Genomic DNA, 22,422 nt, shown 5'->3' with positions numbered 1-22,422 from the left:
GGCTTCGGCTTCGGCAACAGGCTCTGAGGTAATAGAAGGCACTGGCAAGCTTTGCCCGCCACTCTGGCGGAAGCTGCGAATGGCTTCGATCAGCTCCAGCGGCGACGGCATGGCGACGCGCGACTGCAGCTGCTCCAGCAGTTGCGCCAGGGAGTCATGGCTCTGCTGCAGCAGATTCGCCAGTGGTTGCGAGAAGCTGTAGCGGCGATCAACCAGACCTTCGTACAAGGATTCGAGTTCATGGGCGAGATCGCCAATCGGGCGAATCTCGGCCATGCGTGCACCACCCTTGAGGGTGTGCAGGTCTCGTTGCAGCGAGGACAGTGCCGCCTTGTTGTCCGTATCGGCCAACCAGCGCTCCAGCGCTTGACCGGCGCTCTCGAGGATATCGACTGCTTCTTCAAGGAAGATCGACACCATTTCCTCGTCGAGCGACTCGTACAGCGAAGCGACTGGTGCGTCGGCCAACGGCTCACTGGCGTCCTCGGTAACAGGTGCCGCCAGTTCTTCAACGTCCGGCAGATCAAGCTCAAGCGGCTCGGCCAATTCGTCCGGCGCGTCCTGACTGAGTGCTTCCAGCGTAGCCGTGGCGTCGGCAAGCTCGACGATCTCGATACCGGCGTCACCATTGTTGGACAGCAGTGCCAGGGTATTAGGGTCCAGCGCCTCCAACAGCAGGTTGCGCAGGGCCATTACGCGCTCGGGAGCACCGCTGACCTGCAGGCCGGCGGCCACCTGATCCATCATGCCAATCAGCGCTTCGTGGGCTTGTTCGGCTTCGCTAAAGAAGCGCTCGCTAACCGCCAGACGACCCTCCTCGACCGCACCATAGAGGTCGAGCAAGGCTTCGCAGAGCTCATCAATCTGCGGCAAATCGGCCATCTCGGCGCCGCGTCCCAGGGTGGTCAGTTCGTCCAGCAGGGAGGTCAACTCCTGACGCTCGGACGGGTGCTCGCGCCATTTGCGCAGCAAGTCTTCAGCATCCAGCAGGATGTCCATGCCTTCGGCGAGGAAGATGCTGATCATCTGCGGGTCGCGTTTCACGCCTTGATCGGTCAGCCGGCTATTTTCGGCGTGCTCGAGACGGTCACTGTGCAGCTTTTGTACGCGCTCAAGGAACTCGGCCGCACCCGGCAAAACGGCCAGTGGCTGACTTTCCAGCTGCTCAAGACCCAGGCGGAAGAGTTTCTCGGCGCTGCTCAGCAGCTCCGCTTCGGCCAGGTCCATTGGGATCAAGTTGGTTTTGAATTCTTTGACCAGTTTTTCCAGCGGCGAAGCAATCTCGGCCACCGGTTGAATACCGGCCATCGAAGCACTGCCCTTGAGTGTGTGCAGAGCACGCTGCAGGTCATCAGTGACCGGCTGCGGCAGTTCCTGAGCACAGTCAGCCAAGAAGCCGACCAGTGTATCGAGGTGCATTTCCGCTTCGTTACGGAAAATCTCCAGCAACTGCGGATCGAGCCCGTCTTCATCCTCAATAATTTCGCTGGTAGCTACTGGGCCGCCCTCGGGCTCTGCTACCAGCTCAACCGGGGCTTGAGGTTTTGGGAGGCTTCGGCCTTTGGCAAGGGCATGTGCCGTTGCAGCCAGGTGGTCAACATCATCACGCTGACGTTGCGCTTTATTGGCAAATTCATCGACCAGAGACGGCATCAGCGCGACCACATCGGCGATGACCTGCTGCACGTCGGCACCCGGCTGAATGCTGCGATCAAGCACACGGTTGAGCAGGTTCTCAATCGCCCAACCCAACTCACCAATAACCAGGGCGCGGACCATACGGCCACTGCCTTTGAGGGTGTGAAACGCGCGACGGATCTCGGTCAGTGCGTCCTTGTTTTCAGTGTCAGCACACCATTGCGGGAAGAACTCGCTAATGGTCTCCAACACTTCACCGACTTCTTCGATAAAGACTTCCAGCAATTCTTCATCAATTGGCTCTTCATCAGCCGGTGGCGGCAGCAGGCTGGGCGGCACATCATGAGCCGGCGGATTAATCGCCTGCACTGGAGCAGCCATCACATCAGCCATCGACAGCGCTTTTTCAGCCACAACGGGTTCTGGTTCTTCGCTCACCAGAGCGATGGGCAGCTCAACCTCGGGCAACTCGAGGGCAGCCAGTTCAGCTTCATTCCAGTTGGCCGGGCTGTCGCTTTCGTCCAACTCAAAACTGCCGAGTTGCAGCTCTTCACCGGCGAACGGCTGTTCCGACTGAGACTCAGCGAGCGGCAGGGGGTCGGCATCGGGTAGGTCGATGCTGAAATCAATCAGTTCAAGCTCGGCACTCGGCGCTTCAGACGACCATTTGGCATCGCTGGATGACGCGTCAATCGCCGTCGAATCCAGACCAGCAAACTCTGCACTGAAATCGTCGGTCAGGTCCAAACTCAACGATTCTTCTGCAACCGGCTCTAAGGTGAGCTCAACGTCTACAGGCGCCTCAGGCTCGGCGCTGAGCACCTCCATATCGTCCAACGGATCAGCCAATGGTGCGAAGGACTCTATCGGCGGCTCGACTCGATCGAGAATCGACGGTTTTTCTTTCAGCGGATAACCCAAGCTTTCCAGGCTTTCCTCGGCCACGTCGAGAATAAGATCGCCTTGGGTCGCATGGTCTTCTGCCAAACGCTCAAGATAGTACTCAACGCTGGTAATGGCGTCCGCCAGGGTGTCGAGGTTCTGCCAGTTGGGTACGGCCTTGCGCGCCAACAGCTGTTCCTGGATATAGCGGTTGCAGGCATTCAGCAGGTCGGCAGCACGCTGCAGCGGAATCATCGCCAGGCCACCACGCACCTGAGTCAGCAACTCAGGCACGCGGGCCAGGTGTTCGTGGTTCCACTGCGAGGCAATAAATTCGATGATCGCGTCTTTGGCCTGCTCCAGGCCATTGCGCGCTTCCTTGATCACCAGTTGGTGAATCTGCGCCACGTCGGTGGTTGGCAAATGGCTTTCTTCGCGGCCGCTATCCTGCGATGGACCTACCATACCGGCCAAGGTGGCTTCGACGTACAGCAGCGCCCCAGCCACGTCCATCAATACGGCATCGCTCGGATCGCCTTGCCCCTTGGCCAGGCCACTGACAACATCAAGCTGATCGGCAATGACTTTGCGCGGCTGCCCAAAGCCCAATACCGCGAGGGTGTCGGCAATTTGCTTGAGTGGTGCTGCAAGGGCATCCAGGTCGGTGACCTGAGTGCGGTCGCTGCGCACAAATAGATCGAGACTATCCTTGACCCGCACCAGCTCTTCACACAATGCAGCCACCACCGAACGCATCGCATCGCGATCCGGACCGGCTAGGCGGGCACGCTCTTCGTCGACAACATCGTTGTCCGGCAGCGCATCGTCGAGGCGGTATTGCTCTTTGAGGGTGCGCACGCGCGGCGACTGCGCCGACGACTTGGCCACATAGAACAGCAGGTTCTTGCTCAGTTCGTCGGGAGCGGCCTGGTTAAGACCATCGGCGCCCTGCTCGAGCAGACGCTTGAGTTCCTTATCAACCTGACGCAACAAGGTGCGAATCGAGGTGCCATTGGCCACGCTGCCGTTGGCCAGACCCTCAACCACGCCCGAGGCGATCTGCCATAGCGGGCCGAGCGGCGAGTCCTTGCAGAGGTTTTCCAGGCGCGCGAACACCCGTGCCATATAGCCCAGATTGGTCGGCAGGTCCTGGTTGCGGATTACCCCAACCAGAGCCATTTGCAGCATTTGCCGCAGCTTGCGCAGCAACACCGGAAGTTCGGCGGTACGCAGCTGGTCGATTGTTTCATGGGGCAGCGCGGGTGTGCGACCGGACATATCCGGGGCAAACAGGCTGGTTTCTGAGAGTAGTTTTTCCCCACGCGCAGCGCGCAGGTCGTTGAGCAGTGGCAACACGACCATCGGCAGGTCGCGGCGGGCAGTCTGGATACGATCAAGGTACACCGGCAGCTGCAGAATCGACTGCATCAGCACTTCCAGGGCTTCGCCCTGGTTGGTCACCCGGCCATCGATCAAAGCGCCGGCCAGCTGTTCCATTTCCTCAGCCAGTAGCGCCGCGCCGAAAAACTCGACCATCTGCAAGGTGCCGAGCACCTGATGCACATAGGTCTGGCAGAAACGCATGCGCGTAGCGTCCTGGGGGTTCTCGACGAACGCCTCCAGCGCCTGACGCGCCTGCTTCAGGGTTTCCGCGATCTCGCCCTTAACCCATTCCAGGGCGACATAATCGTGCCGATCACCCATAGCCACTCCACTCATAAACTTGGCTCTTCTGCCTTATCCCTTGCGGGTAAACGCCAGCACTCGCTCGTCGGCCACCGGGATCAACTCCGGATGCTGCCAACCTGCTACTTCGCCCACTCCCACCACCAGCAACCCCCCGGGCACCAGGCGCTCGGCCAGGCGGTTGAGGATCTCGCGGCGGCGCCAGCGACGAAAATAGATCAACAAGTTCTGACAAAAAATAACGTCCATTCCGGACATCGGTGCCTTGGCCAGCTCCAGCACATTGAGCCGGGCGCAACACACACGCGCGGCCAAATTCGGCACTACTTTGAAACGTCCATCGTCCTGGGCCAGAAAATAGCGCTGGCACAGATCGGCATCTAACTGCTCCAGACGGCGCGCGCCATATTGGCCATCGCGCGCCTTGCTCAGGGCATTCAGGCTGATGTCAGTACCTGTCACCCCGAAATGATCCGGGTGTTCACTTTCACGCAACACTTCAGCCGCACTGATGGCGAGCGAGTAAGGCTCTTCGCCGCTGGCACAGCCAACACTCCAAAGTTCCCATGGCTGCGTCACGCCCTGCTGCAAACGCTCACGCAAATAGCTCTCGAGCACTTCAAAGGAAGGACGATGACGAAAGAAACGGGTTTCCTGCACAGTCAGCCGATCCAGCAGGGTTGACCATTCCACCGCACCACGAGGACCATCAGTGACTTGCCGGTAATACGTGGCGTAGTCCATAACGCCCAGCTCGCGCATACGCGCACTCAGATTGGTCTGCAAAAACGCCCGCCGCCGTTCATTGAGAACGACCCCGGTACGCTCCTCAAGCAGCGTCTGCCAGTCACGAAACTCCGTGGCTGTCATGTCTACCAGAGGCTGCAAGGCCCAGACGCCTGACTGCATGTCGTGCCCCTCGCTCACGGCCATAGCCCTTGTGCGACAGGCCTTTCAGCCTGCCGCGCAGCACCTGATTACGCCTGTTCCCCACCCGGCAAGGTAAAGCCGGATACCGACTTACGCATCTCACTGGCCATCTTGGCCAGGTTACCAATGCTCTTGGCGGTGGCAGTGGTACCTGAGGAGGTTTGCGAGGTGATTTCCTGAATCACGTTCATCGTGTTGGAAATGTGGCCAGCAGACGATGCCTGCTGGCGAGCAGCGTTGGAGATGTTCTGAATCAAGGCCGCGAGGGTCTTGGAAACCTTCTCGATCTCTTCCAGTGCAACCCCTGCGTCCTGCGCCAGACGAGCACCGCGCACCACTTCGGAAGTCGTTTGCTCCATCGAGATAACGGCTTCGTTGGTGTCGGTCTGAATCGTCTTAACCAGCGCTTCGATCTGCTTGGTTGCCGCAGAGGAACGTTCTGCGAGGCGTTGTACTTCGTCCGCTACCACGGCGAAGCCTCGACCCGCGTCACCCGCCATGGATGCCTGGATCGCGGCGTTCAGTGCGAGGATGTTGGTCTGGTCAGCAATGTCGTTAATCAGGCTAACGATGTCACCGATCTCCTGGGACGATTCACCGAGGCGTTTAATACGCTTGGAGGTGTCCTGGATCTGCTCACGGATGTTATCCATGCCGGTGATGGTGTTGTGCACCACTTCGTTGCCCTTGTTGGCGATGGCTACGGAACGCTCTGCTACCGCGGAGGACTCCGAGGCGTTCGCCGATACCTGATCAATCGACACGGCCATTTCGTTGATCGCCGCAGAGGCACCAGCAATTTCCTGTGCTTGGTGCTCGGAAGCCTCGGCCAGGTGCATCGCCGTGGCCTGGGTTTCCTGGGCTGCACCGGCTACCTGAACGGCGGTCAGGTTGATCGTGGCTACCAGGTCGCGCAGCTGGTCGATGGAGTAGTTGATGGAGTCAGCGATGGCACCGGTGAAGTCTTCGGTTACCGTCGCGGCTACTGTCAGGTCACCGTCTGCGAGGTCAGCAATTTCGTCGAGCAGTCGCAGAATCGCTGCCTGGTTCCGTTCGTTCTTCTCAGCGGTGGACGCCAGACGACGGTTGGTTTCCCGCACCATCACCAGGCCAATCAGGATAATCGAACCGAGCGCCAAAGCACCCAGCACGTAACCAATCAGGGTGTTGATGGCACGACCTGTAGCCAGGTCATCAAAACCGACGGCCAGGTCGGAAGCTTTGTCCAACAGGGTCTGCGAGACAGTGAAAATCACGTTCGCCGACTCGCGCACCTGGAACAGTTCAGGCGAGGTTTCGAGAATCTCGTCTACAGAACCCGATACAAACTCGAACAGCTCGGAAATTTCCGCCAGACGCTCAAGGGCTTCCTCGTCGCTTACCTGAGTAATTTCCATGGCGGCGTTGCCTTCAAGCATGGCTGCCAATACACGGCCGAACAGGCTTGCATCACGACCAAACATGTCAGCGGCCTGGACCGAGTCCTGGTCACCGGCAAGTACCTTGTTTACCGAACCCAAGATACGCTCTGCCAGCAAGGATTGGCGCTGAGCAACCGAAACCTGAGCGGCTGGCGCACCGCTTTCCAGCAGGATATCGACGACTTCTTCGTACTCGACCTGCAGCTGCGGAATGGTTTCCGCCAGGGTGGCAGCTACCTGGTGCAGCGACAGTACGGTCTGTTCGTTGGCCAGAATGGCGTCGGTGTTCTGCCGCAGCGTATCCCAGTCCTGCTGCACAACAGCAATCTGAGGCTGCAGGGATTCTGGCGCTGCAGGCAGGCCGGTTTCCTCGTTACCGTCGGTCAGATAACCCCAGCGAGTCTGGAAGTCGTTACGCGCATCACGCAGCAAGGCAAACGCTTCGGCCGTACCGGCCGCTGCTTCCGTGGAGTTTTTTGCGATACGCTGGGACAGCACGCGTAGCTCACCGGCGTGACCGATGTACTCCGTGTCGTAGTTGGATTGAGTGTTGATGTAGGCGAAGTTGGCGAACAACAGCACAATCGAAACGATCAGGACAATAAAAAGCCCTGCGATCAATGTGCTACTGCGCGCACCTGCTAACAAATTACCTGCATTTAGTTTTTTCATTTACTGGCCCCCGCCTGGACCGACCGCACTACGGTTCCCATGTAACGCCAAAAGGCCGGCAACGCCGACCCCACCGATAAACTGTTAATACGCCACGTCGAGAAAACCCGGGTTTTGGGCCAGCGCGTGTGGGCTGAACACCAACCAGGGCTGTTCACGTTGAAAGACTCCGTGGATAAAGGGTGCTATGGACGCCTCGAGCGGCGGCAGCTGCTCAGAGAAGGTATCCACAGGAAAATGCTGCATGCCAAACACTTCATCGACCGTCAGGCCAGCAAAGACTTCTTGGTGATCAACCACCAGCACGCGACGCTTCTTACGCAGTGGTGACAACTCATTGCCGAAGAAACCACACAGGTCCATCACTGGCAGCAAGCGACCACGCACGTTGGCCACGCCCTTGACCCAGCTTTTTACGCCAGGCAGCAAGGTATGCCGCGGCTCATGCAAAACCTCACCCACTTCGCCCATGGGCGCGACAAAAAAACGCTCGCCCATACGAAAGCCAATACCGCTCCAGGTCTGCACGACCGCTTGCTGCGAAGGCAAGCCAGCAGCAAGCGAACGACAGAGCCTGTCGATATCCTGAAGAGTTTGAAACGGGGTTTGCGCGTCCGACATGCCAGCTGCGGCCTTATTCTTTTTTAATTGCGGACTGATCGGATTTAGCCGGCCAATACCGCATTCAAGGTTTTAACCAGAGTGTCTTCATCAACCGGCTTGGTCAGGTAATCCTTCGCACCCTGGCGCTTACCCCAGACCTTGTCGGTTTCCTGATCCTTGGTGGTCACGATGATCACTGGGATGTGACTAGTGTCCGCATCCTTGGTCAGCTGGCGGGTCGCCTGAAAGCCATTCAGGCCAGGCATGACGATGTCCATCAGCACGGCATCAGGCTTTTCCTGACGAGCCAGGGCAACGCCGTCCGCACCATTTTCCGCTTTCAGTACCTGATGGCCGTGCTTTTCCAGCATGGCGGTCAGTTTGTACATCTCAGTCGGCGAGTCATCAACAATCAGAATTCGAGCCATGGTGTTTCCCAATACTTTAAAAAGGCGTGCGGCTGTTTAGCCGGACGTCAGGAGGCTTGCTCCACCGGTACAAAGTCCGGGACATGAGCTTTGATCGCACCGAGCAACTCTTCTTTGCTGAAAGGTTTGGTCAGGTACTGATCAGAGCCGACAATGCGCCCCTTGGCTTTATCGAACAAACCGTCTTTGGAAGACAGCATGATCACCGGGGTGGATTTAAAAGCGCTGTTGTTCTTGATCAAGGCACAGGTCTGATAGCCATCGAGCCGCGGCATCATAATGTCGACAAAAATGATGTTCGGATGGGTATCGGCGATCTTTGCCAAAGCATCGAAGCCGTCAACTGCGGTAATTACATCGCAGCCCACCTTTTTCAGCAGGGTTTCCGCGGTACGACGAATCGTTTTCGAATCGTCGATCACCATTACCCTCAAACCCTCGGAATGCTGTTCCATGTTTGCCCTACCATCGCCTCGGTGAGTCGTTATTTTTGCGTTATATCAGTGCGCCTGAGGCCCTGTCACCGACGGGCTACAACCCAATCGTCGGGCCTTTTTAGCACACTCTCCTGATGCAATCTATAAGCCGCACGGGGCCAAGGTTTTTCCTTGACCACCCGACTTGTCAGCGCCACCCTGACGCCACATCACGTCTTAGCACACTTTAATCGCTGCCATTTTACGGAGAACACCGCCATGAGCGTCCGCCTCGGCATTGTCATGGACCCCATCGCCCAGATCGCCTTCAAGAAGGACAGCTCGCTGGCCATGTTGCTGGCCGCCCAAGCGCGCGGCTGGACCCTCTTTTATATGGAACAGAAAGACCTCTACCAAGCCAAAGGCCAAGCACGCGCTCGCCTGTCAGAGCTTAGCGTATTCAACGATCCCCAGCGCTGGTTCGAACTCGGCGCCGAGCAGGACATCGCCCTGAGTGACTTGGACGTGATCCTGATGCGTAAGGATCCGCCCTTCGACAATGAGTTCGTATACTCCACCTACCTGCTGGAGCAAGCCGAGGACGTAGGGGTTCTAGTCGTCAACCGTCCGCAAAGCCTGCGCGACTGCAATGAAAAGTACTTTGCCACCCAGTTCAGCCAATACACGCCGCCGACCGTGGTCAGCCGCAGGGCCGACATTCTGCGCGAGTTTGCCAAAGAGCAGCGTGACATCATTCTCAAACCCCTCGATGGTATGGGCGGATCGATGATATTTCGTCATCGCGAAGGTGATCCCAACCTGTCCGTGATTCTCGAGACGCTGACCAACCACGGCCAGCAGCAGATCATGGCCCAGGGTTACCTGCCGGCAATTAAGGATGGCGACAAGCGCATCCTGATGATTGATGGCGAGCCTGTTCCATATTGCCTGGCGCGTATTCCTGCCGCTGGAGAGACGCGTGGCAACCTCGCCGCCGGCGGACGCGGTGAAGCCAGACCGCTGACCGAACGCGACCGTGAAATCGCCGCAGCCGTAGGCCCGACTCTGCGCGAGAAAGGTCTGCTATTTGTAGGCCTGGACGTAATCGGCGAGCACCTAACCGAGATCAACGTAACCAGTCCGACCTGCATCCGTGAGATCGACGCAGCCTTCGATACCCGCATCGGCGAGCAGCTGATGGACAAGATTGCCGAGAAGCTCAATGCGCGCAGTGCTTCATAGACTTTTCCATGCACCCTCGGCAGACTGCGCGGCAACCTGAGCAGACCCGAAACGCGATGAACGCAGCAGCCCAACTCCCTGAACTTTCCAGCGCCGGCGTACAGCCGGCGGACCGCCTGGGCTTTACGCTGTTCCTCGCTGCCGTACTGCATGCCGCACTGATCCTCGGCCTGGGCTTTACCCTGGCCGAGCCGAGCCAGATCAGCAAAACCCTGGAAATCACCCTGTCCACCTTCAAAAGCGAAGAAAAGCCCAAAGAGGCTGACTTCCTCGCCCAGGATAACCAGCAAGGCAGCGGCACCCTGGAACACAAGGCAGCGCCAAAGACCACCGAACAGGCGCTGTTTCAGGACAGTGAGGTCAAGCGCATCACTCCACCCGCCGCACCGCAGCAACCAGCAGTGCGCCAGGAAGCACCCAAGGCCGCCGTCGCCACCCGCACCCCGCAACAACAGAAAACCCCGGTCAAACGCGAAGAAGCCAAGCCCACTCCGCAAGCCCGGCCAGCGCCGGTGTTCGACAGCGCGCAACTGTCTTCGGAAATCGCCAGCCTGGAAGCCGAACTGGCCCAGGAAGTTCAGCAATACGCCAAGCGCCCGAAGATCCATCGCCTCAACGCCGCCTCGACCATGCGCGACAAAGGTGCCTGGTATAAAGATGAGTGGCGCAAGAAGGTCGAGCGGGTCGGCAACCTCAACTACCCGGATGAAGCGCGCCGCCAGGGCATCTACGGCAGCCTGCGCCTGCTGGTGTCGATCAACCGTGACGGCACCCTGTACGAAGTGCAGGTACTGGAATCCTCCGGCCAGCGTACGCTCGACCAGGCCGCCCTGCGCATCGTGCGCCTGGCCGCGCCGTTTGCACCGTTTACCGGCGACCTGGCCGATGTCGACCGCCTGGAAATCATCCGCACCTGGCGTTTCGAGCGCGGCGACCGTCTGTCGAGCAACTGATCAGGCAGACTTTTACCGACCGCAACAAGCGCAGCGCTTGAAGCCAATGGCCTGAAGCCTGAAACTAACGCCCATGAAAGACGCCAGCCCCAGCTACCTCAAGCATCACTTCCTGATCGCCATGCCGCACATGGCCGATCCGCATTTCGCGCAGACCGTCACCTACCTGATCGACCACAACGAGTTCGGCGCCATGGGATTGGTGATCAACAAGCCCAACGGCCTCAACCTGGCTGACGTACTCGAGCAACTACGTCCGGATGAAGAGCCGCCGGTGCTGTGCCAGAGCCTGCCGATCTTTACCGGCGGTCCGGTGCAGACTGACCGCGGCTTTGTCCTACACCCCAGCGGCCCGCAGTTTCAGGCAACCTTGGAGTTGGGCGAGCTGGGCCTGTCGACCTCGCAAGACGTGCTGTTCGCCATCGCCGACGGTACTGGCCCGGAGAAATACCTGATCACCCTCGGCTATGCCGGCTGGGAAGCTGGACAGCTGGAAGCCGAGCTGGCCGACAACGCCTGGCTGACCTGCCCGGCTGACAACAGCATTCTGTTCGAACTGCCCTTTGACCAACGCTTGAACGCCGCGGCTGCGCGCCTGGGTGTCAACCTCAGTTTGCTCACCTCACAAGCCGGGCACGCCTGATGGCCGAGGCGAACGCAAAACCGCTACGCCTGCTGCTGGGCTTCGATTACGGCAGCAAACAGATCGGCGTTGCGGTCGGCCAAGTGATCACCGGCCAGGCCCGCGAGCTGTGCATCCTCAAGGCGCAGAACGGCGTGCCGGACTGGCAGAAAGTTGAAGCGCTGATCAAGGAATGGCAGCCGGACGCCATCGTCGTCGGCCTGCCACTGAACATGGATGGCACGAAAAGCGAGATGAGCGACCGCGCCGAGAAATTCGCCCGCCGCCTTAACGGCCGCTTCAACCTGCCCGTGCACACCCACGACGAACGCCTGACCACTTACGAGGCCAAGGGCCAGCGCCTGCAGCAAGGACAGAACAGCGGCTACCGCGAACGCCCGGTCGATGCCCTGGCCGCAGCCCTGCTGCTGCAAGGCTGGCTCGAAGAAAATTGCCTGGGCTGACGCCCACTTAGTTTGTACCTGGAGTGTTGCCATGAGCTTACCCAACCCGGCCGAACTGCTACCACAAATGGCCGCAGCCCTGACCAGCCACCTGAATCAGCGGCGGATCAGTGAACCGCGCTTTATTGGCATCCGTACCGGCGGCGTTTGGGTTGCTCAGGCACTGCTCGAAGCCTTGGGCCGCGACGATGCGCTGGGCATTCTCGATGTGTCCTTCTACCGTGACGACTTCACGCAGAACGGCCTGCACCCGCAAGTGCAGCCGTCCGAGCTGCCGTTCGAAATCGAAGGCCAGCACCTGGTGCTGATCGACGACGTACTGATGAGCGGCCGCACCATCCGCGCCGCGCTCAACGAACTGTTCGATTACGGCCGTCCGGCCAGCGTAACCCTGGTCAGCCTGCTTGACCTCAATGCCCGCGAGCTGCCGATCCGTCCGGACGTGGTCGGCGCCACCCTGTCGCTGGAAGGCGACCAGCGGGTAAAATTGTCCGGCCCCACGCCGCTGACCCTCGAACTCCAGACGCTTGCCCACTGAGACTCGCCAGATGACGACCATAGCCGCCAAGCGCCCGCTGCAACTGAATAACCAAGGCCAACTGCGCCACTTCCTGTCCCTCGACGGCCTGCCGCGCGAGCTGCTGACAGAAATCCTCGACACCGCCGACTCCTTCCTCGAAGTCGGCGCGCGCGCGGTGAAGAAAGTCCCGCTGCTGCGCGGCAAGACCGTGTGCAATGTGTTCTTCGAGAACTCCACACGCACCCGCACCACTTTCGAACTGGCGGCCCAGCGCCTGTCAGCCGACGTGATCAGCCTCAACGTATCGACCAGCTCCACCAGCAAGGGCGAAACGCTGTTCGACACCCTGCGCAACCTCGAAGCCATGGCCGCCGACATCTTCGTCGTGCGTCACGCTGACTCCGGTGCCGCACACTTTATCGCCGAGCATGTGTGCCCGAACCTGGCGATCATCAACGGTGGCGACGGCCGTCACGCCCACCCGACCCAGGGCATGCTCGACATGCTGACCATCCGCCGGCACAAGGGCAGCTTCGAGAATCTCTCGGTGGCCATTGTCGGCGATATCCTGCATTCGCGGGTGGCACGCTCGAACATGCTCGCACTGAAGACCCTGGGTTGCCCGGACATCCGCGTGATCGCGCCGAAAACCCTGCTGCCGATTGGCATCGAGCAATACGGCGTGACCGTTTACAGCGACCTCGCCGCCGGCCTCAAGGACGTCGACGTGGTGATCATGCTGCGCCTGCAGCGTGAACGCATGACAGGCGGCCTGCTGCCGAGCGAAGGCGAGTTCTACCGCCTGTTCGGCCTGACTGAAGAACGCCTCAAGCTGGCCAAGCCGGATGCGCTGGTCATGCACCCGGGGCCGATCAACCGCGGTGTGGAGATCGAATCGGCAGTGGCCGACGGCCCGCAGTCGGTGATTCTCAACCAGGTCACCTACGGCATCGCCATCCGCATGGCCGTGCTGTCCATGACCATGAGCGGGCAAAACGCCCAGCGCCAACTTAATCAAGATGCCGAGGAGCAGAACTGATGCGTATGCGTATCCTCGGAGCTCGGGTAATAGACCCCAGCAGCGGCCTCGATCAGCAAACTGATATCTATATCGAAAGCGGCAAAATTGTCGCCATCGGCCAGATTCCTACCGGCTTCGTCGCCGAGCAGAGCATCGATGCCCAGGGCCTGATCGCCGCACCTGGCCTGGTCGACCTTAACGTCGCGCTGCGCGAGCCGGGCTATAGCCGCAAGGGCAGCATCGCCACGGAAACCCTGGCCGCAGCCGCCGGCGGCGTCACCAGCCTGTGCTGCCCACCATTTACCAAGCCAGTGCTGGATACCCCAGCCGTGGCCGAGCTGATTCTCGACCGCGCCCGCGAAGCCGGGCACACCAAGGTGTTCCCGATTGGCGCTCTGAGCAAAGGCCTCGAAGGTGAGCAGCTGGCCGAACTGGTAGCCCTGCGCGACGCCGGCTGCGTGGCCTTTGGCAACGGATTGGACAGTTTCCGCAATAACCGCACCCTGCGCCGTGCCCTGGAATACGCCGCCACCTTCGACCTGACGGTGATCTTCCATTCTCAGGATCACGACCTAGCTGAAGGCGGCCTCGCCCATGAAGGCGCCACCGCGAGCTTCCTCGGCCTGCCGGGCATTCCGGAAAGCGCCGAGACGGTGGCACTGGCCCGCGACCTGCTGCTGGTCGAACAGACCGGCGTGCGTGCGCATTTCAGCCAGCTGACCAGCGCGCGTGGCGCACAGCTGATCGCTGACGCTCAGGCCCGTGGCCTGCCAATCACCGCCGATGTGGCGCTGTATCAGCTGATCCTCACCGATGAAGCGCTCAGCGACTTCTCCAGCCTGTACCACGTGCAACCACCGCTGCGCACCGCTGCCGACCGCGACGGTCTGCGCGCCGCCGTGAAAAGCGGGGTGATCTCGGCCATTTCCAGCCACCACCAGCCGCATGAGCGCGACGCCAAGCTGGCACCCTTCGGTGCCACTGAACCCGGCATCAGCAGCGTGCAACTGTTACTGCCGCTGGCCATGAGCCTGGTGCAGGATGGCCTGCTCGACCTGCCCACCCTCCTCGCTCGCCTCAGCAGTGGCCCGGCGCAAGCGCTGCGTCTGCCTGCTGGCAAACTGAGCGTGGGCGCTCCCGCCGACCTGCTGCTGCTTGATCCTCAGGCCTCGACGCTGGCTGGGGAGAGCTGGTATTCGAAAGGGGCCAACTGCCCCTTTATCGGCCACTGCCTGCCGGGCGCCGTGCGTTACACCCTGGTAGATGGGCATATCAGCTACCAGGCGTGATGCCTCATGCCACAAAAAAGCCCGCCAATTGGCGGGCTTTTTCTAGCCTGAACCTTAGCTGCGTTCGGCGTTCTTGATCGACACCTGGGAGTTCAGCGTCCAGAAGTCATACAGCACACCGAGCAGGAACAGACCACCCGTAAACAGGTAGATGATCCCGGTGATCCACTTACCTTGGTACATGCGGTGCACACCGAAGATGCCGAGGAAAGTCAGCAAGATCCAGGCGACGTTGTAATCAGTATCGCCGGCGGTAAAGCGCAGATCGGCCTCGCGATCCATCGCCGGAATCAGAAACAGGTCGACGATCCAGCCAATAAACAGCAGGCCGAAGGTGAAGAACCAGATGGTCCCGGTTACTGGCTTGCCGTAATAGAAACGGTGCGCGCCGAGAAAACCGAAAATCCACAGCAGATAGCCGATAAGTTTGCTGTGCGTGTCCTGTCGCTGCATAAGTGTGCCTCCTGATGGCTGGTATCACTTTGACGCCACACTCTACGCAAGGTTCGCTGCCCTGGGAAATCCACGGCACGTTCAGTCATCCCAACGCTTGATGCCTGCTGAAGATTGCTAAATACTGTATGCATAAACAGTTAAGCAGACATCACCATGCAGCTGATCGAAAAACTCACGGTACTTGCCGACGCCGCCAAATACGACGCGTCTTGCGCCAGCAGCGGCGCACCTAACCGCAGTTCAAAAGGCAAAAGCGGCATCGGCTCGACCAATGGCATGGGCATCTGCCACAGCTTCACCCCAGATGGACGCTGCGTGGCGCTGTTGAAGATCCTGCTGACCAATTTCTGCCTGTATGACTGCCAGTACTGCGTAAACCGACGCTCCAGCGACGTACCGCGCGCGCGATTTACCCCAGAAGAAGTGGTGACTCTGACCCTCGACTTCTACAAACGTAATTGCATCAGCGGGCTGTTTCTCAGCTCGGGGATTATCCGTTCGGCCGACTACACCATGGAGCAACTGGTCCGTGTGGCCAAACTGCTGCGTGAAGAGCACGAATTTCGCGGCTATATCCACCTCAAGACCATCCCCGACGCCGACCCGCTATTGATTGCCGAAGCAGGGCGTTATGCCGACCGCCTTAGCGTGAATATCGAACTGCCCACCGAAAGCAGCCTGATTCGCCTGGCCCCGGAAAAGCAGGTGCGCACCATCAAACAGGCCATGCACTCGATCCACCAGGGCGAGAGCGAAGCGCGCGCGGAAAAGCGCGCACCGCGTTTCGCCCCGGCCGGGCAGAGCACACAGATGATCATTGGTGCCGATGCCACCGACGACAGCACCATTCTGCATACGGCGGCGTCGCTCTACGGCAACTACCGCCTGCGCCGGGTGTATTACTCGGCATTCAGCCCGATCCCGCAGAGCCCGAACACCGTGCCCTTCGAAGCGCCGCCCTTGTTACGCGAGCACCGCCTGTATCAAGCCGACTTCCTGCTGCGCGGCTACGGTTTCGACGTGAATGAGCTGCTCAGCGGCCCTGGCAATCTGGCACTGGATATCGACCCGAAACTGGCCTGGGCGCTGAACAACCGTGAGCACTTCCCCGTCGACCTCAATCGCGCCGAACCGGCAATGATCGCTCGCGTGCCGGGAATCGGCGTGCTCAGTGCCAAGCGCTTGGTCGCCCTGCGCCGGCAGAAGCGCATCCGCTTTGAAGACCTGACGCGCCTGCGCTGCGCCCTGGAAAAGGCCAAACCCTTTATCGTCACCCAGGACTACCGCCCCCTGCAGGCAAGCCGCGAATCCCTGCTGCTGCGCCAGCAGCTCAGCGAAACCCCGGCACAGATGGCGCTGTGGTAATGCATCACGCCTCATTCGACGGCAGCTTTGCCGGTTGGCGCGAGGTTGCCAGAAACCTGGTGCAGCACGGTATACCGCCGCATCAGATCACGTGGTTGGGCAACAACGACAGCGGTGGGTTGTTTGACCAAGCACCGATAAGCCTCGCGTCTACGGCGACAAACCCTGCACCGCGGATCCCCAAGCAGCTGCTGGAGCTGCTGCAAAGCGCCGCACACTTTCGTGTCGAGGACCGCTGGAGCCTTCTCTACCGGATTCTCTGGCGGGTCGCTCAGGGGGATCGCGCAGCCATGCTGCCGGGGGACATCGATGGCAGCCAGCTGCATAAACGGCTAAAAGCGGTGCGCCGCGAAGCCCACCACCTGCATGCCTTTCTGCGTTTTCATCCGCGCCCCGAAGACGCCGAAGGCCCACAGCTGGTGGCCTGGCATGAACCGGCCCATGACATCCTGGCCAGTGCCAGTGGGCACTTTGCAGAGCGCCTCGGGCGCACCCGCTGGTTGATTGCCACCCCGGATGATGGTGTGTATTGGGATGGCCAGCGCCTGCATTACCAGCGACCCTGCCCGAGTGAATGGCAACGCCTGGCGCAAACGCCCGAGGATACGGGGGAAGCCCTGTGGCTGGCGTATTACGGCAGCACGTTCAACCCTGCGCGGCTCAACCGCAGCGCACTGGAAACCAGCATGCCGGTGCGTTTCTGGAGAAACCTCCCGGAAGGCCCGCTGATTCCGCAACTGATGAGCCAGGCTCGCGCCGGCGCGCAACGCGATGGCCAAGCCGAATCCGTCGCTCGACAGGGTGGTAAACGCATTCATCACCCCAACGCGAAACCTACGTCAATCAACGAAAACGACGACCGGGATCGTCCTGACTGACTTCCAGTGACAAACCCTGCGCCATGCTGCTCAGGTGATCGCCATCCGTTTCCGAACCGAGCTTGATCATCAGACGCAGGTCGTTGGCCGAGTCTGCATACAGCAGCGCATCTTCGTAAGTGATTTCACCCTGGCTGTAGAGGTTGTAAAGCGCCTGGTCAAAGGTCTGCATGCCCTGCTCGGTGGAGCGTTTCATCAGCGCCTTGAGTTCGTGCACTTCACCCTTGCGAATCAGGTCGGCCGCCAGCGGGGTGTTGATCAATACCTCAATCACTGCGCGACGGCCTTTGCCGTCCGGGGTTGGGATCAGTTGCTGGGCGACGATGGCCTTGAGGTTGAGCGACAGGTCCATCCACACCTGGTTCTGCCGATCGGAGGGGAAGAAGTTGATGATGCGATCAAGCGCCTGGTTGGCGTTGTTGGCGTGCAGCGTGGCCAGACACAAGTGCCCTGTCTCGGCGAAGGCCACGGCGTGGTCCATGGTTTCGCGGGTACGCACCTCACCGATGAGAATCACATCCGGCGCCTGGCGCAGGGTGTTCTTCAACGCCACTTCAAAGGATTCGGTGTCGATGCCCACCTCACGCTGAGTGACGATGCAGCTCTGGTGCTGGTGGATGTATTCAATTGGGTCTTCGATGGAAATGATGTGGCCGCTGCTGTTCTTGTTGCGGTAGCCGATCATTGCCGCCAGCGAGGTCGATTTACCGGTACCGGTCGCACCGACAAACAACACCAGGCCACGTTTGGTCAGGGCCAATTTCTTGAGGATTTCCGGTAGTTTCAGCTCGTCCAGCGTCGGGATATTGGTCTCGATACGACGCAGTACCATCCCCGCCAGGTTACGTTGATAAAACGCACTGACGCGGAAGCGGCCGACGCCGCGTGCGCTGATGGCGAAGTTGCACTCGTGGTTCTCGGTAAAATCGCGGCGCTGCTGCTCATTCATCACCGCATGCACGGTTTCACGCGTCTGCTCTGGCGACATGGGCGTCTTGGTGATCGGCATAATCTTGCCGTTGACCTTCATCGACGGCGGTACGCCAGCGGTAATAAACAGGTCAGAGCCGCCCTTTTCCACCATCAGGCGCAGCAGTTTTTCGAATTCCATCGTTGTTCGCCCATGTGCATCACGCGGTTATGCAAGGCCAGCGGCAGACGCGTGAATGGCCGCTGGGCTGAACCCGACAGGCGAATGCCGGCCAGGTACTGTCGAATTTAGAAATTTTCTGGCGTTTTGGCTTTTTCGCGCGCCGCTTCGCGGCTGACGATGCCCTTGGTCACCAAAGTTTTCAGGCAGGAATCCAGGGTCTGCATACCCAGCGAGCCACCGGTCTGAATGGCCGAGTACATCTGCGCCACCTTGTCCTCGCGGATCAGGTTACGGATGGCCGGGGTGCCAATCATGATTTCGTGAGCCGCCACGCGACCGCCGCCGATCTTCTTCAGCAGGGTCTGCGAGATAACCGATTGCAGCGATTCGGAGAGCATGGAACGAACCATGGATTTCTCTTCGGCCGGGAATACGTCGACCACGCGGTCGATGGTTTTGGCCGCCGAGGTGGTGTGCAGGGTGCCGAATACCAGGTGACCGGTTTCCGCTGCGGTCAGGGCCAGGCGGATGGTTTCCAGGTCACGCATCTCGCCGACCAGGATGATGTCCGGGTCTTCCCGCAGTGCCGAGCGCAGGGCTTCGGAGAAGCCGAGGGTGTCGCGGTGCACCTCACGCTGGTTGATCAGGCACTTTTTCGACTCGTGAACGAATTCGATTGGGTCTTCGACGGTGAGGATGTGGTGGTACTTGTTGCTGTTTATATAGTCGAGCATCGCCGCCAGGGTGGTCGACTTGCCCGAACCGGTTGGCCCGGTCACCAGCACCAGGCCGCGCGGCACATCGGAAATCTTGCGGAAGATCTCGCCCATGCCGAGGTCTTCCATGCTCAGCACTTTCGACGGAATGGTCCGGAATACCGCGCCAGAACCCCGGTTCTGATTGAAGGCGTTAACCCGGAAACGTGCCACACCGGGTACTTCGAAGGAGAAGTCGGTCTCGAGGAATTCCTCGAAATCCTTGCGCTGCTTGTCGTTCATGATGTCGTAGATCAGTGCATGCACCTGTTTATGGTCCAACGCAGGCAAATTGATCCGGCGAACATCACCGTCGACCCGAATCATCGGAGGCAGGCCAGCGGAGAGATGCAGGTCCGATGCACCTTGCTTGGCGCTGAAGGCCAGCAATTCAGTGATATCCATGGGACTCCCTAATGACAGACAAGCAGGTAGAATGCCGCGAAACCCAGGCGGCGGGCGCAAGTAATGTCCACGATAGCAGAGAATATTGCAAAGGTCGGAGTGCGCATCCGTGAGGCGGCGCAAGCCTCGCAGCGAGATTGTGCGACTGTTGGCCTACTCGCGGTGAGCAAAACCAAACCGGCCGAAGCGATTCGCCAAGCGTTTGCCGCCGGCACCTGCGATTTCGGTGAGAACTACCTGCAGGAAGCCCTGGAAAAGCAGGCCGAATTGAGCGACCTGCCGCTGACCTGGCACTTTATCGGTCCGATCCAATCGAACAAAACCAAGCCCATCGCCGAGCACTTTGCCTGGGTGCACTCGGTGGACCGTCTGAAAATCGCCCAGCGCCTGTCTGATCAACGTCCTGCGCATCTACCGCCGTTGAATATCTGCCTGCAGGTGAATGTCAGCGGTGAGGCCAGCAAATCGGGCTGCAACCCAGATCAGCTGCAGGCCCTGGCACAAGCGGTTACACAACTGCCCAACCTGCGCCTACGCGGATTGATGACAATCCCCGAGCCCACCGATGACCCCGGCGAGCAACGCGCCGCCTTCGCCCGCCTGCGCGAGCTGTTGCAAGGCCTGAACCTGGACCTCGACACCTTGTCCATGGGCATGAGCCATGACCTGGAAGCGGCGATTGCGGAAGGCGCGACCTGGGTGCGCATCGGTACCGCCTTGTTCGGCGCACGTGACTACAGCACAACCTGATTGAGTTTGCCTTCAGCTATAAAAGGAAGCCCGTTATGACCACGCCTCGCATTGCCTTTATCGGCGCCGGCAATATGGCCGCCAGCCTGATCGGTGGACTGCGCGCCCAGGGCACTGATGCCAGCGCCATTCGCGCCAGTGACCGCGGCGCCGAACAGCGCAGCAAGATCAGCGCCGAGCACGGCATCGAAACCTTTGCCAGCAACGCCGAGGCGATTCAGGGTGCGGACGTGATCGTGCTGTCGATCAAGCCGCAAGTAATGAAAGAGGTGTGCCTGGACCTCGCCACGCATATCGGCGAGCAGCAGCTGGTGGTGTCGATTGCCGCCGGCATCAGCTGCGCCAGCCTGGAAAACTGGCTCGGCCCGCGTGCGATTGTGCGCTGCATGCCCAACACCCCGGCGCTGCTGCGTCAGGGTGTCAGCGGCCTATATGGCAATGCTCAGGTATCGCCGGCTCAGCGCGAGCAGGCCGAGCAGCTGCTCAGTGCCGTCGGCCTGGCGCTGTGGCTGGATCAGGAAGCGCAGATCGATGCAGTGACCGCTGTATCCGGTAGCGGACCGGCGTACTTCTTCCTGCTGATCGAAGCCATGACCGCCGCGGGCGAGAAACTCGGCCTGCCGCGCGAAACTGCTGCCCAGCTGACACTGCACACCGCACTCGGCGCTGCCCGTATGGCTGTGGCCAGCGATGTCGATGCCAGCGAACTACGCCGCCGGGTCACTTCACCGGCTGGCACCACCGAGGCTGCGATCAAGACCTTCCAGGCTGACGGCTTCGAGGCCTTGGTCGAGAAAGCCCTGAATGCCGCCGCCCACCGCTCTGCCGAGCTCGCCGAACAACTCGGTCAATAAGGAACGAAAATGATCGGACTCAACACCGCCGCCGTTTACATCCTGCAGACCATTGGCAGCCTCTACCTGCTGATCGTATTGCTGCGTTTTATCCTGCAACTGGTACGTGCAGACTTCTACAACCCGCTCAGCCAGTTCATTGTGCGCGCCACCCATCCGCTGCTGAAACCGCTGCGTAAGGTGATTCCAAGTGTCGCCGGGCTTGATCTGGCCTCGCTGGTGCTGGCCATTTTGGTGCAGCTCGTGCTGATGGCACTCACCCTGATGCTCCTTGGTTATGGCCTGGAGAACCCGCTGCAGCTGCTGGCGTGGTCGATCATTGGCGTCACTGCACTGTTCCTCAAGGTGTTCTTCTTCGCCCTGATCATCAGCGTGATTCTGTCCTGGGTCGCCCAAGGCAGCCATAACCCCACCGCCATCCTGATCAATCAGATCTGCGAGCCACTGCTGTCGCCAATTCGCCGCATTCTGCCGAGCATGGGCGGGCTGGATCTGTCGCCGATCGTCGCGTTCCTGCTGCTCAACCTGATCGACATGCTGGTGATCCGCAACTTGGCGGTCATGACTGGCATGTACAAAGGCCTCAGTTTGGCAATCTGACCGCGAGCGCCGGATGAGCCACTTTCGCTGGGACGGCGCCGACCTGATTCTCGAGTGCCACCTGCAGCCTAAGGCGAGCAAGGATGAGTTCGCGGGGCTGCACGGTGAGCGGGTGAAAATCCGTCTTACCGCACCGCCTGTAGATGGCAAAGCCAATGCCCAGCTGCTGGCGTTCCTCGCCAGCGTATTTGCAGTCAGCAAAAGCCAGGTCAGCCTGGAAAGCGGTCAACAAAGCCGGCAAAAGCGCGTGCGCATCAAACAACCACAGCGTTTACCCACTGAACTCGCACTGACCGCTCGGTCATCCTGACCGACCATAAGGCGGGCGGGCGACGACGTGCGATTGACGCCATAGCTACGACCCGCATAATGCCAGGCAGGTCAATCCACGAACGTCGTGGATCTGGCGCAATTGCGCAGGCTTTAAAGCATTATCTGCCGCGTCAGTTACCCACGCGGTACCGTTCAATGTGTGCCCG

General features: G+C 60.0%; 22 protein-coding genes. 13 read left to right on the top strand and 9 right to left on the bottom strand.

Annotated features, from left to right (window positions below; genetic code table 11):
* The 6 genes from CUR33_RS20170 to pilG all read right to left on the bottom strand — a co-directional run.
* Positions 1 to 4,224: Hpt domain-containing protein (locus CUR33_RS20170; RefSeq protein ID WP_289240751.1), on the bottom strand; the 4,224-nt coding region annotated here is incomplete at its 3' end.
* Positions 4,225 to 4,257: 33 nt separating this feature from the next.
* Positions 4,258 to 5,115: a protein-glutamate O-methyltransferase gene (locus tag CUR33_RS20165; protein WP_289240749.1), complete on the bottom strand. Its 858-nt coding sequence runs from the start codon at positions 5,113 to 5,115 to the stop codon at positions 4,258 to 4,260.
* Between the two features lie 68 nt (positions 5,116 to 5,183).
* A complete protein-coding gene (locus CUR33_RS20160) occupies positions 5,184 to 7,229 on the bottom strand; it encodes a methyl-accepting chemotaxis protein (protein ID WP_160085787.1) in 2,046 nt (681 codons plus the stop codon).
* A gap of 84 nt (positions 7,230 to 7,313) precedes the next feature.
* Positions 7,314 to 7,850 carry a chemotaxis protein CheW gene (locus CUR33_RS20155; protein WP_090250084.1) on the bottom strand — a complete coding sequence of 179 codons (537 nt, stop codon included), beginning with the start codon at positions 7,848 to 7,850 and terminating at the stop codon, positions 7,314 to 7,316.
* Positions 7,851 to 7,894: 44 nt separating this feature from the next.
* On the bottom strand, positions 7,895 to 8,260 hold the full coding sequence (gene pilH / locus CUR33_RS20150; RefSeq protein ID WP_090250086.1) for a twitching motility response regulator PilH: 366 nt from the start codon (positions 8,258 to 8,260) through the stop codon (positions 7,895 to 7,897).
* 47 nt (positions 8,261 to 8,307) lie between these two features.
* Positions 8,308 to 8,715, bottom strand: coding sequence for a twitching motility response regulator PilG (pilG, locus tag CUR33_RS20145; protein WP_069516374.1), 408 nt, complete (start codon positions 8,713 to 8,715; stop codon positions 8,308 to 8,310).
* 240 nt (positions 8,716 to 8,955) lie between these two features.
* Here pilG and gshB point away from each other — a divergent pair, with 240 nt between their 5' ends.
* From gshB to CUR33_RS20110, 7 genes are all read left to right on the top strand, one after another.
* Positions 8,956 to 9,918 (top strand): glutathione synthase, encoded by a 963-nt coding sequence (gene gshB, locus CUR33_RS20140; protein WP_289240748.1) that lies wholly within the window; start codon positions 8,956 to 8,958, stop codon positions 9,916 to 9,918.
* A 56-nt stretch (positions 9,919 to 9,974) separates the two neighbouring features.
* The gene (locus CUR33_RS20135) at positions 9,975 to 10,871 is read left to right on the top strand and encodes an energy transducer TonB (protein WP_090250092.1); all 897 of its coding nucleotides are present in this window, start codon (positions 9,975 to 9,977) and stop codon (positions 10,869 to 10,871) included.
* Positions 10,872 to 10,944: 73 nt separating this feature from the next.
* Complete coding sequence (locus CUR33_RS20130; RefSeq protein WP_289240747.1) at positions 10,945 to 11,514, top strand: YqgE/AlgH family protein; 570 nt, start codon at positions 10,945 to 10,947, stop codon at positions 11,512 to 11,514.
* The gene (gene ruvX / locus CUR33_RS20125; protein WP_170048555.1) at positions 11,514 to 11,957 is read left to right on the top strand and encodes a Holliday junction resolvase RuvX; all 444 of its coding nucleotides are present in this window, start codon (positions 11,514 to 11,516) and stop codon (positions 11,955 to 11,957) included. Before CUR33_RS20130 ends, ruvX begins: the two co-directional genes overlap by 1 nt.
* Positions 11,958 to 11,988: 31 nt before the next feature.
* Positions 11,989 to 12,495: a bifunctional pyr operon transcriptional regulator/uracil phosphoribosyltransferase PyrR gene (gene pyrR, locus CUR33_RS20120; protein WP_090250099.1), complete on the top strand. Its 507-nt coding sequence runs from the start codon at positions 11,989 to 11,991 to the stop codon at positions 12,493 to 12,495.
* Positions 12,496 to 12,505: 10 nt separating this feature from the next.
* Positions 12,506 to 13,516 (top strand): aspartate carbamoyltransferase catalytic subunit, encoded by a 1,011-nt coding sequence (locus tag CUR33_RS20115; protein ID WP_289240746.1) that lies wholly within the window; start codon positions 12,506 to 12,508, stop codon positions 13,514 to 13,516.
* Positions 13,516 to 14,787, top strand: coding sequence for a dihydroorotase (locus CUR33_RS20110; protein WP_289240745.1), 1,272 nt, complete (start codon positions 13,516 to 13,518; stop codon positions 14,785 to 14,787). The genes CUR33_RS20115 and CUR33_RS20110 overlap by 1 nt, the downstream gene beginning before the upstream one ends.
* A 54-nt stretch (positions 14,788 to 14,841) precedes the next feature.
* Here CUR33_RS20110 and CUR33_RS20105 read toward each other — a convergent pair whose 3' ends face one another.
* The gene (locus CUR33_RS20105; protein ID WP_090250106.1) at positions 14,842 to 15,240 is read right to left on the bottom strand and encodes an NINE protein; all 399 of its coding nucleotides are present in this window, start codon (positions 15,238 to 15,240) and stop codon (positions 14,842 to 14,844) included.
* 156 nt (positions 15,241 to 15,396) lie between these two features.
* Between CUR33_RS20105 and CUR33_RS20100 the strand changes: the two genes are divergently transcribed.
* Positions 15,397 to 16,608, top strand: coding sequence for a putative DNA modification/repair radical SAM protein (locus CUR33_RS20100; RefSeq protein ID WP_289240744.1), 1,212 nt, complete (start codon positions 15,397 to 15,399; stop codon positions 16,606 to 16,608).
* Entirely contained in the window at positions 16,608 to 17,486 is an 879-nt protein-coding gene (locus tag CUR33_RS20095; protein ID WP_289240743.1) for a TIGR03915 family putative DNA repair protein, read from the top strand. The genes CUR33_RS20100 and CUR33_RS20095 overlap by 1 nt, the downstream gene beginning before the upstream one ends.
* On the opposite strand, the gene CUR33_RS20090 is transcribed toward CUR33_RS20095, so the two are convergent.
* Together CUR33_RS20090 and CUR33_RS20085 are read right to left on the bottom strand one after the other, a co-directional pair.
* Positions 17,452 to 18,597 (bottom strand): PilT/PilU family type 4a pilus ATPase, encoded by a 1,146-nt coding sequence (locus CUR33_RS20090; RefSeq protein WP_090250113.1) that lies wholly within the window; start codon positions 18,595 to 18,597, stop codon positions 17,452 to 17,454. The genes CUR33_RS20095 and CUR33_RS20090 overlap by 35 nt on opposite strands.
* 107 nt (positions 18,598 to 18,704) lie before the next feature.
* Positions 18,705 to 19,739 carry a type IV pilus twitching motility protein PilT gene (locus CUR33_RS20085; RefSeq protein ID WP_090250115.1) on the bottom strand — a complete coding sequence of 345 codons (1,035 nt, stop codon included), beginning with the start codon at positions 19,737 to 19,739 and terminating at the stop codon, positions 18,705 to 18,707.
* 63 nt (positions 19,740 to 19,802) lie between these two features.
* Here CUR33_RS20085 and CUR33_RS20080 point away from each other — a divergent pair, with 63 nt between their 5' ends.
* The 4 genes from CUR33_RS20080 to CUR33_RS20065 are packed head-to-tail and all read left to right on the top strand — an operon-like array spanning position 19,803 to position 22,253.
* Positions 19,803 to 20,489 (top strand): YggS family pyridoxal phosphate-dependent enzyme, encoded by a 687-nt coding sequence (locus CUR33_RS20080; RefSeq protein ID WP_289240742.1) that lies wholly within the window; start codon positions 19,803 to 19,805, stop codon positions 20,487 to 20,489.
* A 35-nt stretch (positions 20,490 to 20,524) separates the two neighbouring features.
* The gene (gene proC, locus CUR33_RS20075) at positions 20,525 to 21,343 is read left to right on the top strand and encodes a pyrroline-5-carboxylate reductase (protein ID WP_289240741.1); all 819 of its coding nucleotides are present in this window, start codon (positions 20,525 to 20,527) and stop codon (positions 21,341 to 21,343) included.
* 9 nt (positions 21,344 to 21,352) lie between these two features.
* On the top strand, positions 21,353 to 21,943 hold the full coding sequence (locus CUR33_RS20070; RefSeq protein WP_289240740.1) for a YggT family protein: 591 nt from the start codon (positions 21,353 to 21,355) through the stop codon (positions 21,941 to 21,943).
* Between the two features lie 13 nt (positions 21,944 to 21,956).
* Positions 21,957 to 22,253 carry a DUF167 domain-containing protein gene (locus CUR33_RS20065; RefSeq protein ID WP_167143405.1) on the top strand — a complete coding sequence of 99 codons (297 nt, stop codon included), beginning with the start codon at positions 21,957 to 21,959 and terminating at the stop codon, positions 22,251 to 22,253.
* Positions 22,254 to 22,422 lie beyond the last annotated feature (169 nt).

Source organism: Pseudomonas sp. FEMGT703P (assembly GCF_002786345.1).
Classification (GTDB): domain Bacteria; phylum Pseudomonadota; class Gammaproteobacteria; order Pseudomonadales; family Pseudomonadaceae; genus Aquipseudomonas; species Aquipseudomonas peli.
This window is presented reverse-complemented; position numbering and strand designations above follow the sequence as displayed.

Excerpts from the sequence above, each read along its gene's own strand:
- CUR33_RS20070 (WP_289240740.1), top strand. The coding sequence starts at position 21,353 with ATGATCGGACTCAACACCGCCGCCGTTTACATCCTGCAGACCATTGGC.
- CUR33_RS20160 (WP_160085787.1), bottom strand. The coding sequence starts at position 7,229 with ATGAAAAAACTAAATGCAGGTAATTTGTTAGCAGGTGCGCGCAGTAGC.
- CUR33_RS20130 (WP_289240747.1), top strand. The coding sequence starts at position 10,945 with ATGAAAGACGCCAGCCCCAGCTACCTCAAGCATCACTTCCTGATCGCC.
- CUR33_RS20155 (WP_090250084.1), bottom strand. The coding sequence starts at position 7,850 with ATGTCGGACGCGCAAACCCCGTTTCAAACTCTTCAGGATATCGACAGG.
- pilH (WP_090250086.1), bottom strand. The coding sequence starts at position 8,260 with ATGGCTCGAATTCTGATTGTTGATGACTCGCCGACTGAGATGTACAAA.
- CUR33_RS20100 (WP_289240744.1), top strand. The coding sequence starts at position 15,397 with ATGCAGCTGATCGAAAAACTCACGGTACTTGCCGACGCCGCCAAATAC.
- CUR33_RS20110 (WP_289240745.1), top strand. The coding sequence starts at position 13,516 with ATGCGTATGCGTATCCTCGGAGCTCGGGTAATAGACCCCAGCAGCGGC.
- CUR33_RS20080 (WP_289240742.1), top strand. The coding sequence starts at position 19,803 with ATGTCCACGATAGCAGAGAATATTGCAAAGGTCGGAGTGCGCATCCGT.
- CUR33_RS20115 (WP_289240746.1), top strand. The coding sequence starts at position 12,506 with ATGACGACCATAGCCGCCAAGCGCCCGCTGCAACTGAATAACCAAGGC.
- CUR33_RS20135 (WP_090250092.1), top strand. The coding sequence starts at position 9,975 with ATGAACGCAGCAGCCCAACTCCCTGAACTTTCCAGCGCCGGCGTACAG.
- pilG (WP_069516374.1), bottom strand. The coding sequence starts at position 8,715 with ATGGAACAGCATTCCGAGGGTTTGAGGGTAATGGTGATCGACGATTCG.
- CUR33_RS20085 (WP_090250115.1), bottom strand. The coding sequence starts at position 19,739 with ATGGATATCACTGAATTGCTGGCCTTCAGCGCCAAGCAAGGTGCATCG.
- proC (WP_289240741.1), top strand. The coding sequence starts at position 20,525 with ATGACCACGCCTCGCATTGCCTTTATCGGCGCCGGCAATATGGCCGCC.
- CUR33_RS20095 (WP_289240743.1), top strand. The coding sequence starts at position 16,608 with ATGCATCACGCCTCATTCGACGGCAGCTTTGCCGGTTGGCGCGAGGTT.
- ruvX (WP_170048555.1), top strand. The coding sequence starts at position 11,514 with ATGGCCGAGGCGAACGCAAAACCGCTACGCCTGCTGCTGGGCTTCGAT.
- CUR33_RS20065 (WP_167143405.1), top strand. The coding sequence starts at position 21,957 with ATGAGCCACTTTCGCTGGGACGGCGCCGACCTGATTCTCGAGTGCCAC.
- pyrR (WP_090250099.1), top strand. The coding sequence starts at position 11,989 with ATGAGCTTACCCAACCCGGCCGAACTGCTACCACAAATGGCCGCAGCC.
- CUR33_RS20090 (WP_090250113.1), bottom strand. The coding sequence starts at position 18,597 with ATGGAATTCGAAAAACTGCTGCGCCTGATGGTGGAAAAGGGCGGCTCT.
- CUR33_RS20165 (WP_289240749.1), bottom strand. The coding sequence starts at position 5,115 with ATGCAGTCAGGCGTCTGGGCCTTGCAGCCTCTGGTAGACATGACAGCC.
- CUR33_RS20105 (WP_090250106.1), bottom strand. The coding sequence starts at position 15,240 with ATGCAGCGACAGGACACGCACAGCAAACTTATCGGCTATCTGCTGTGG.
- gshB (WP_289240748.1), top strand. The coding sequence starts at position 8,956 with ATGAGCGTCCGCCTCGGCATTGTCATGGACCCCATCGCCCAGATCGCC.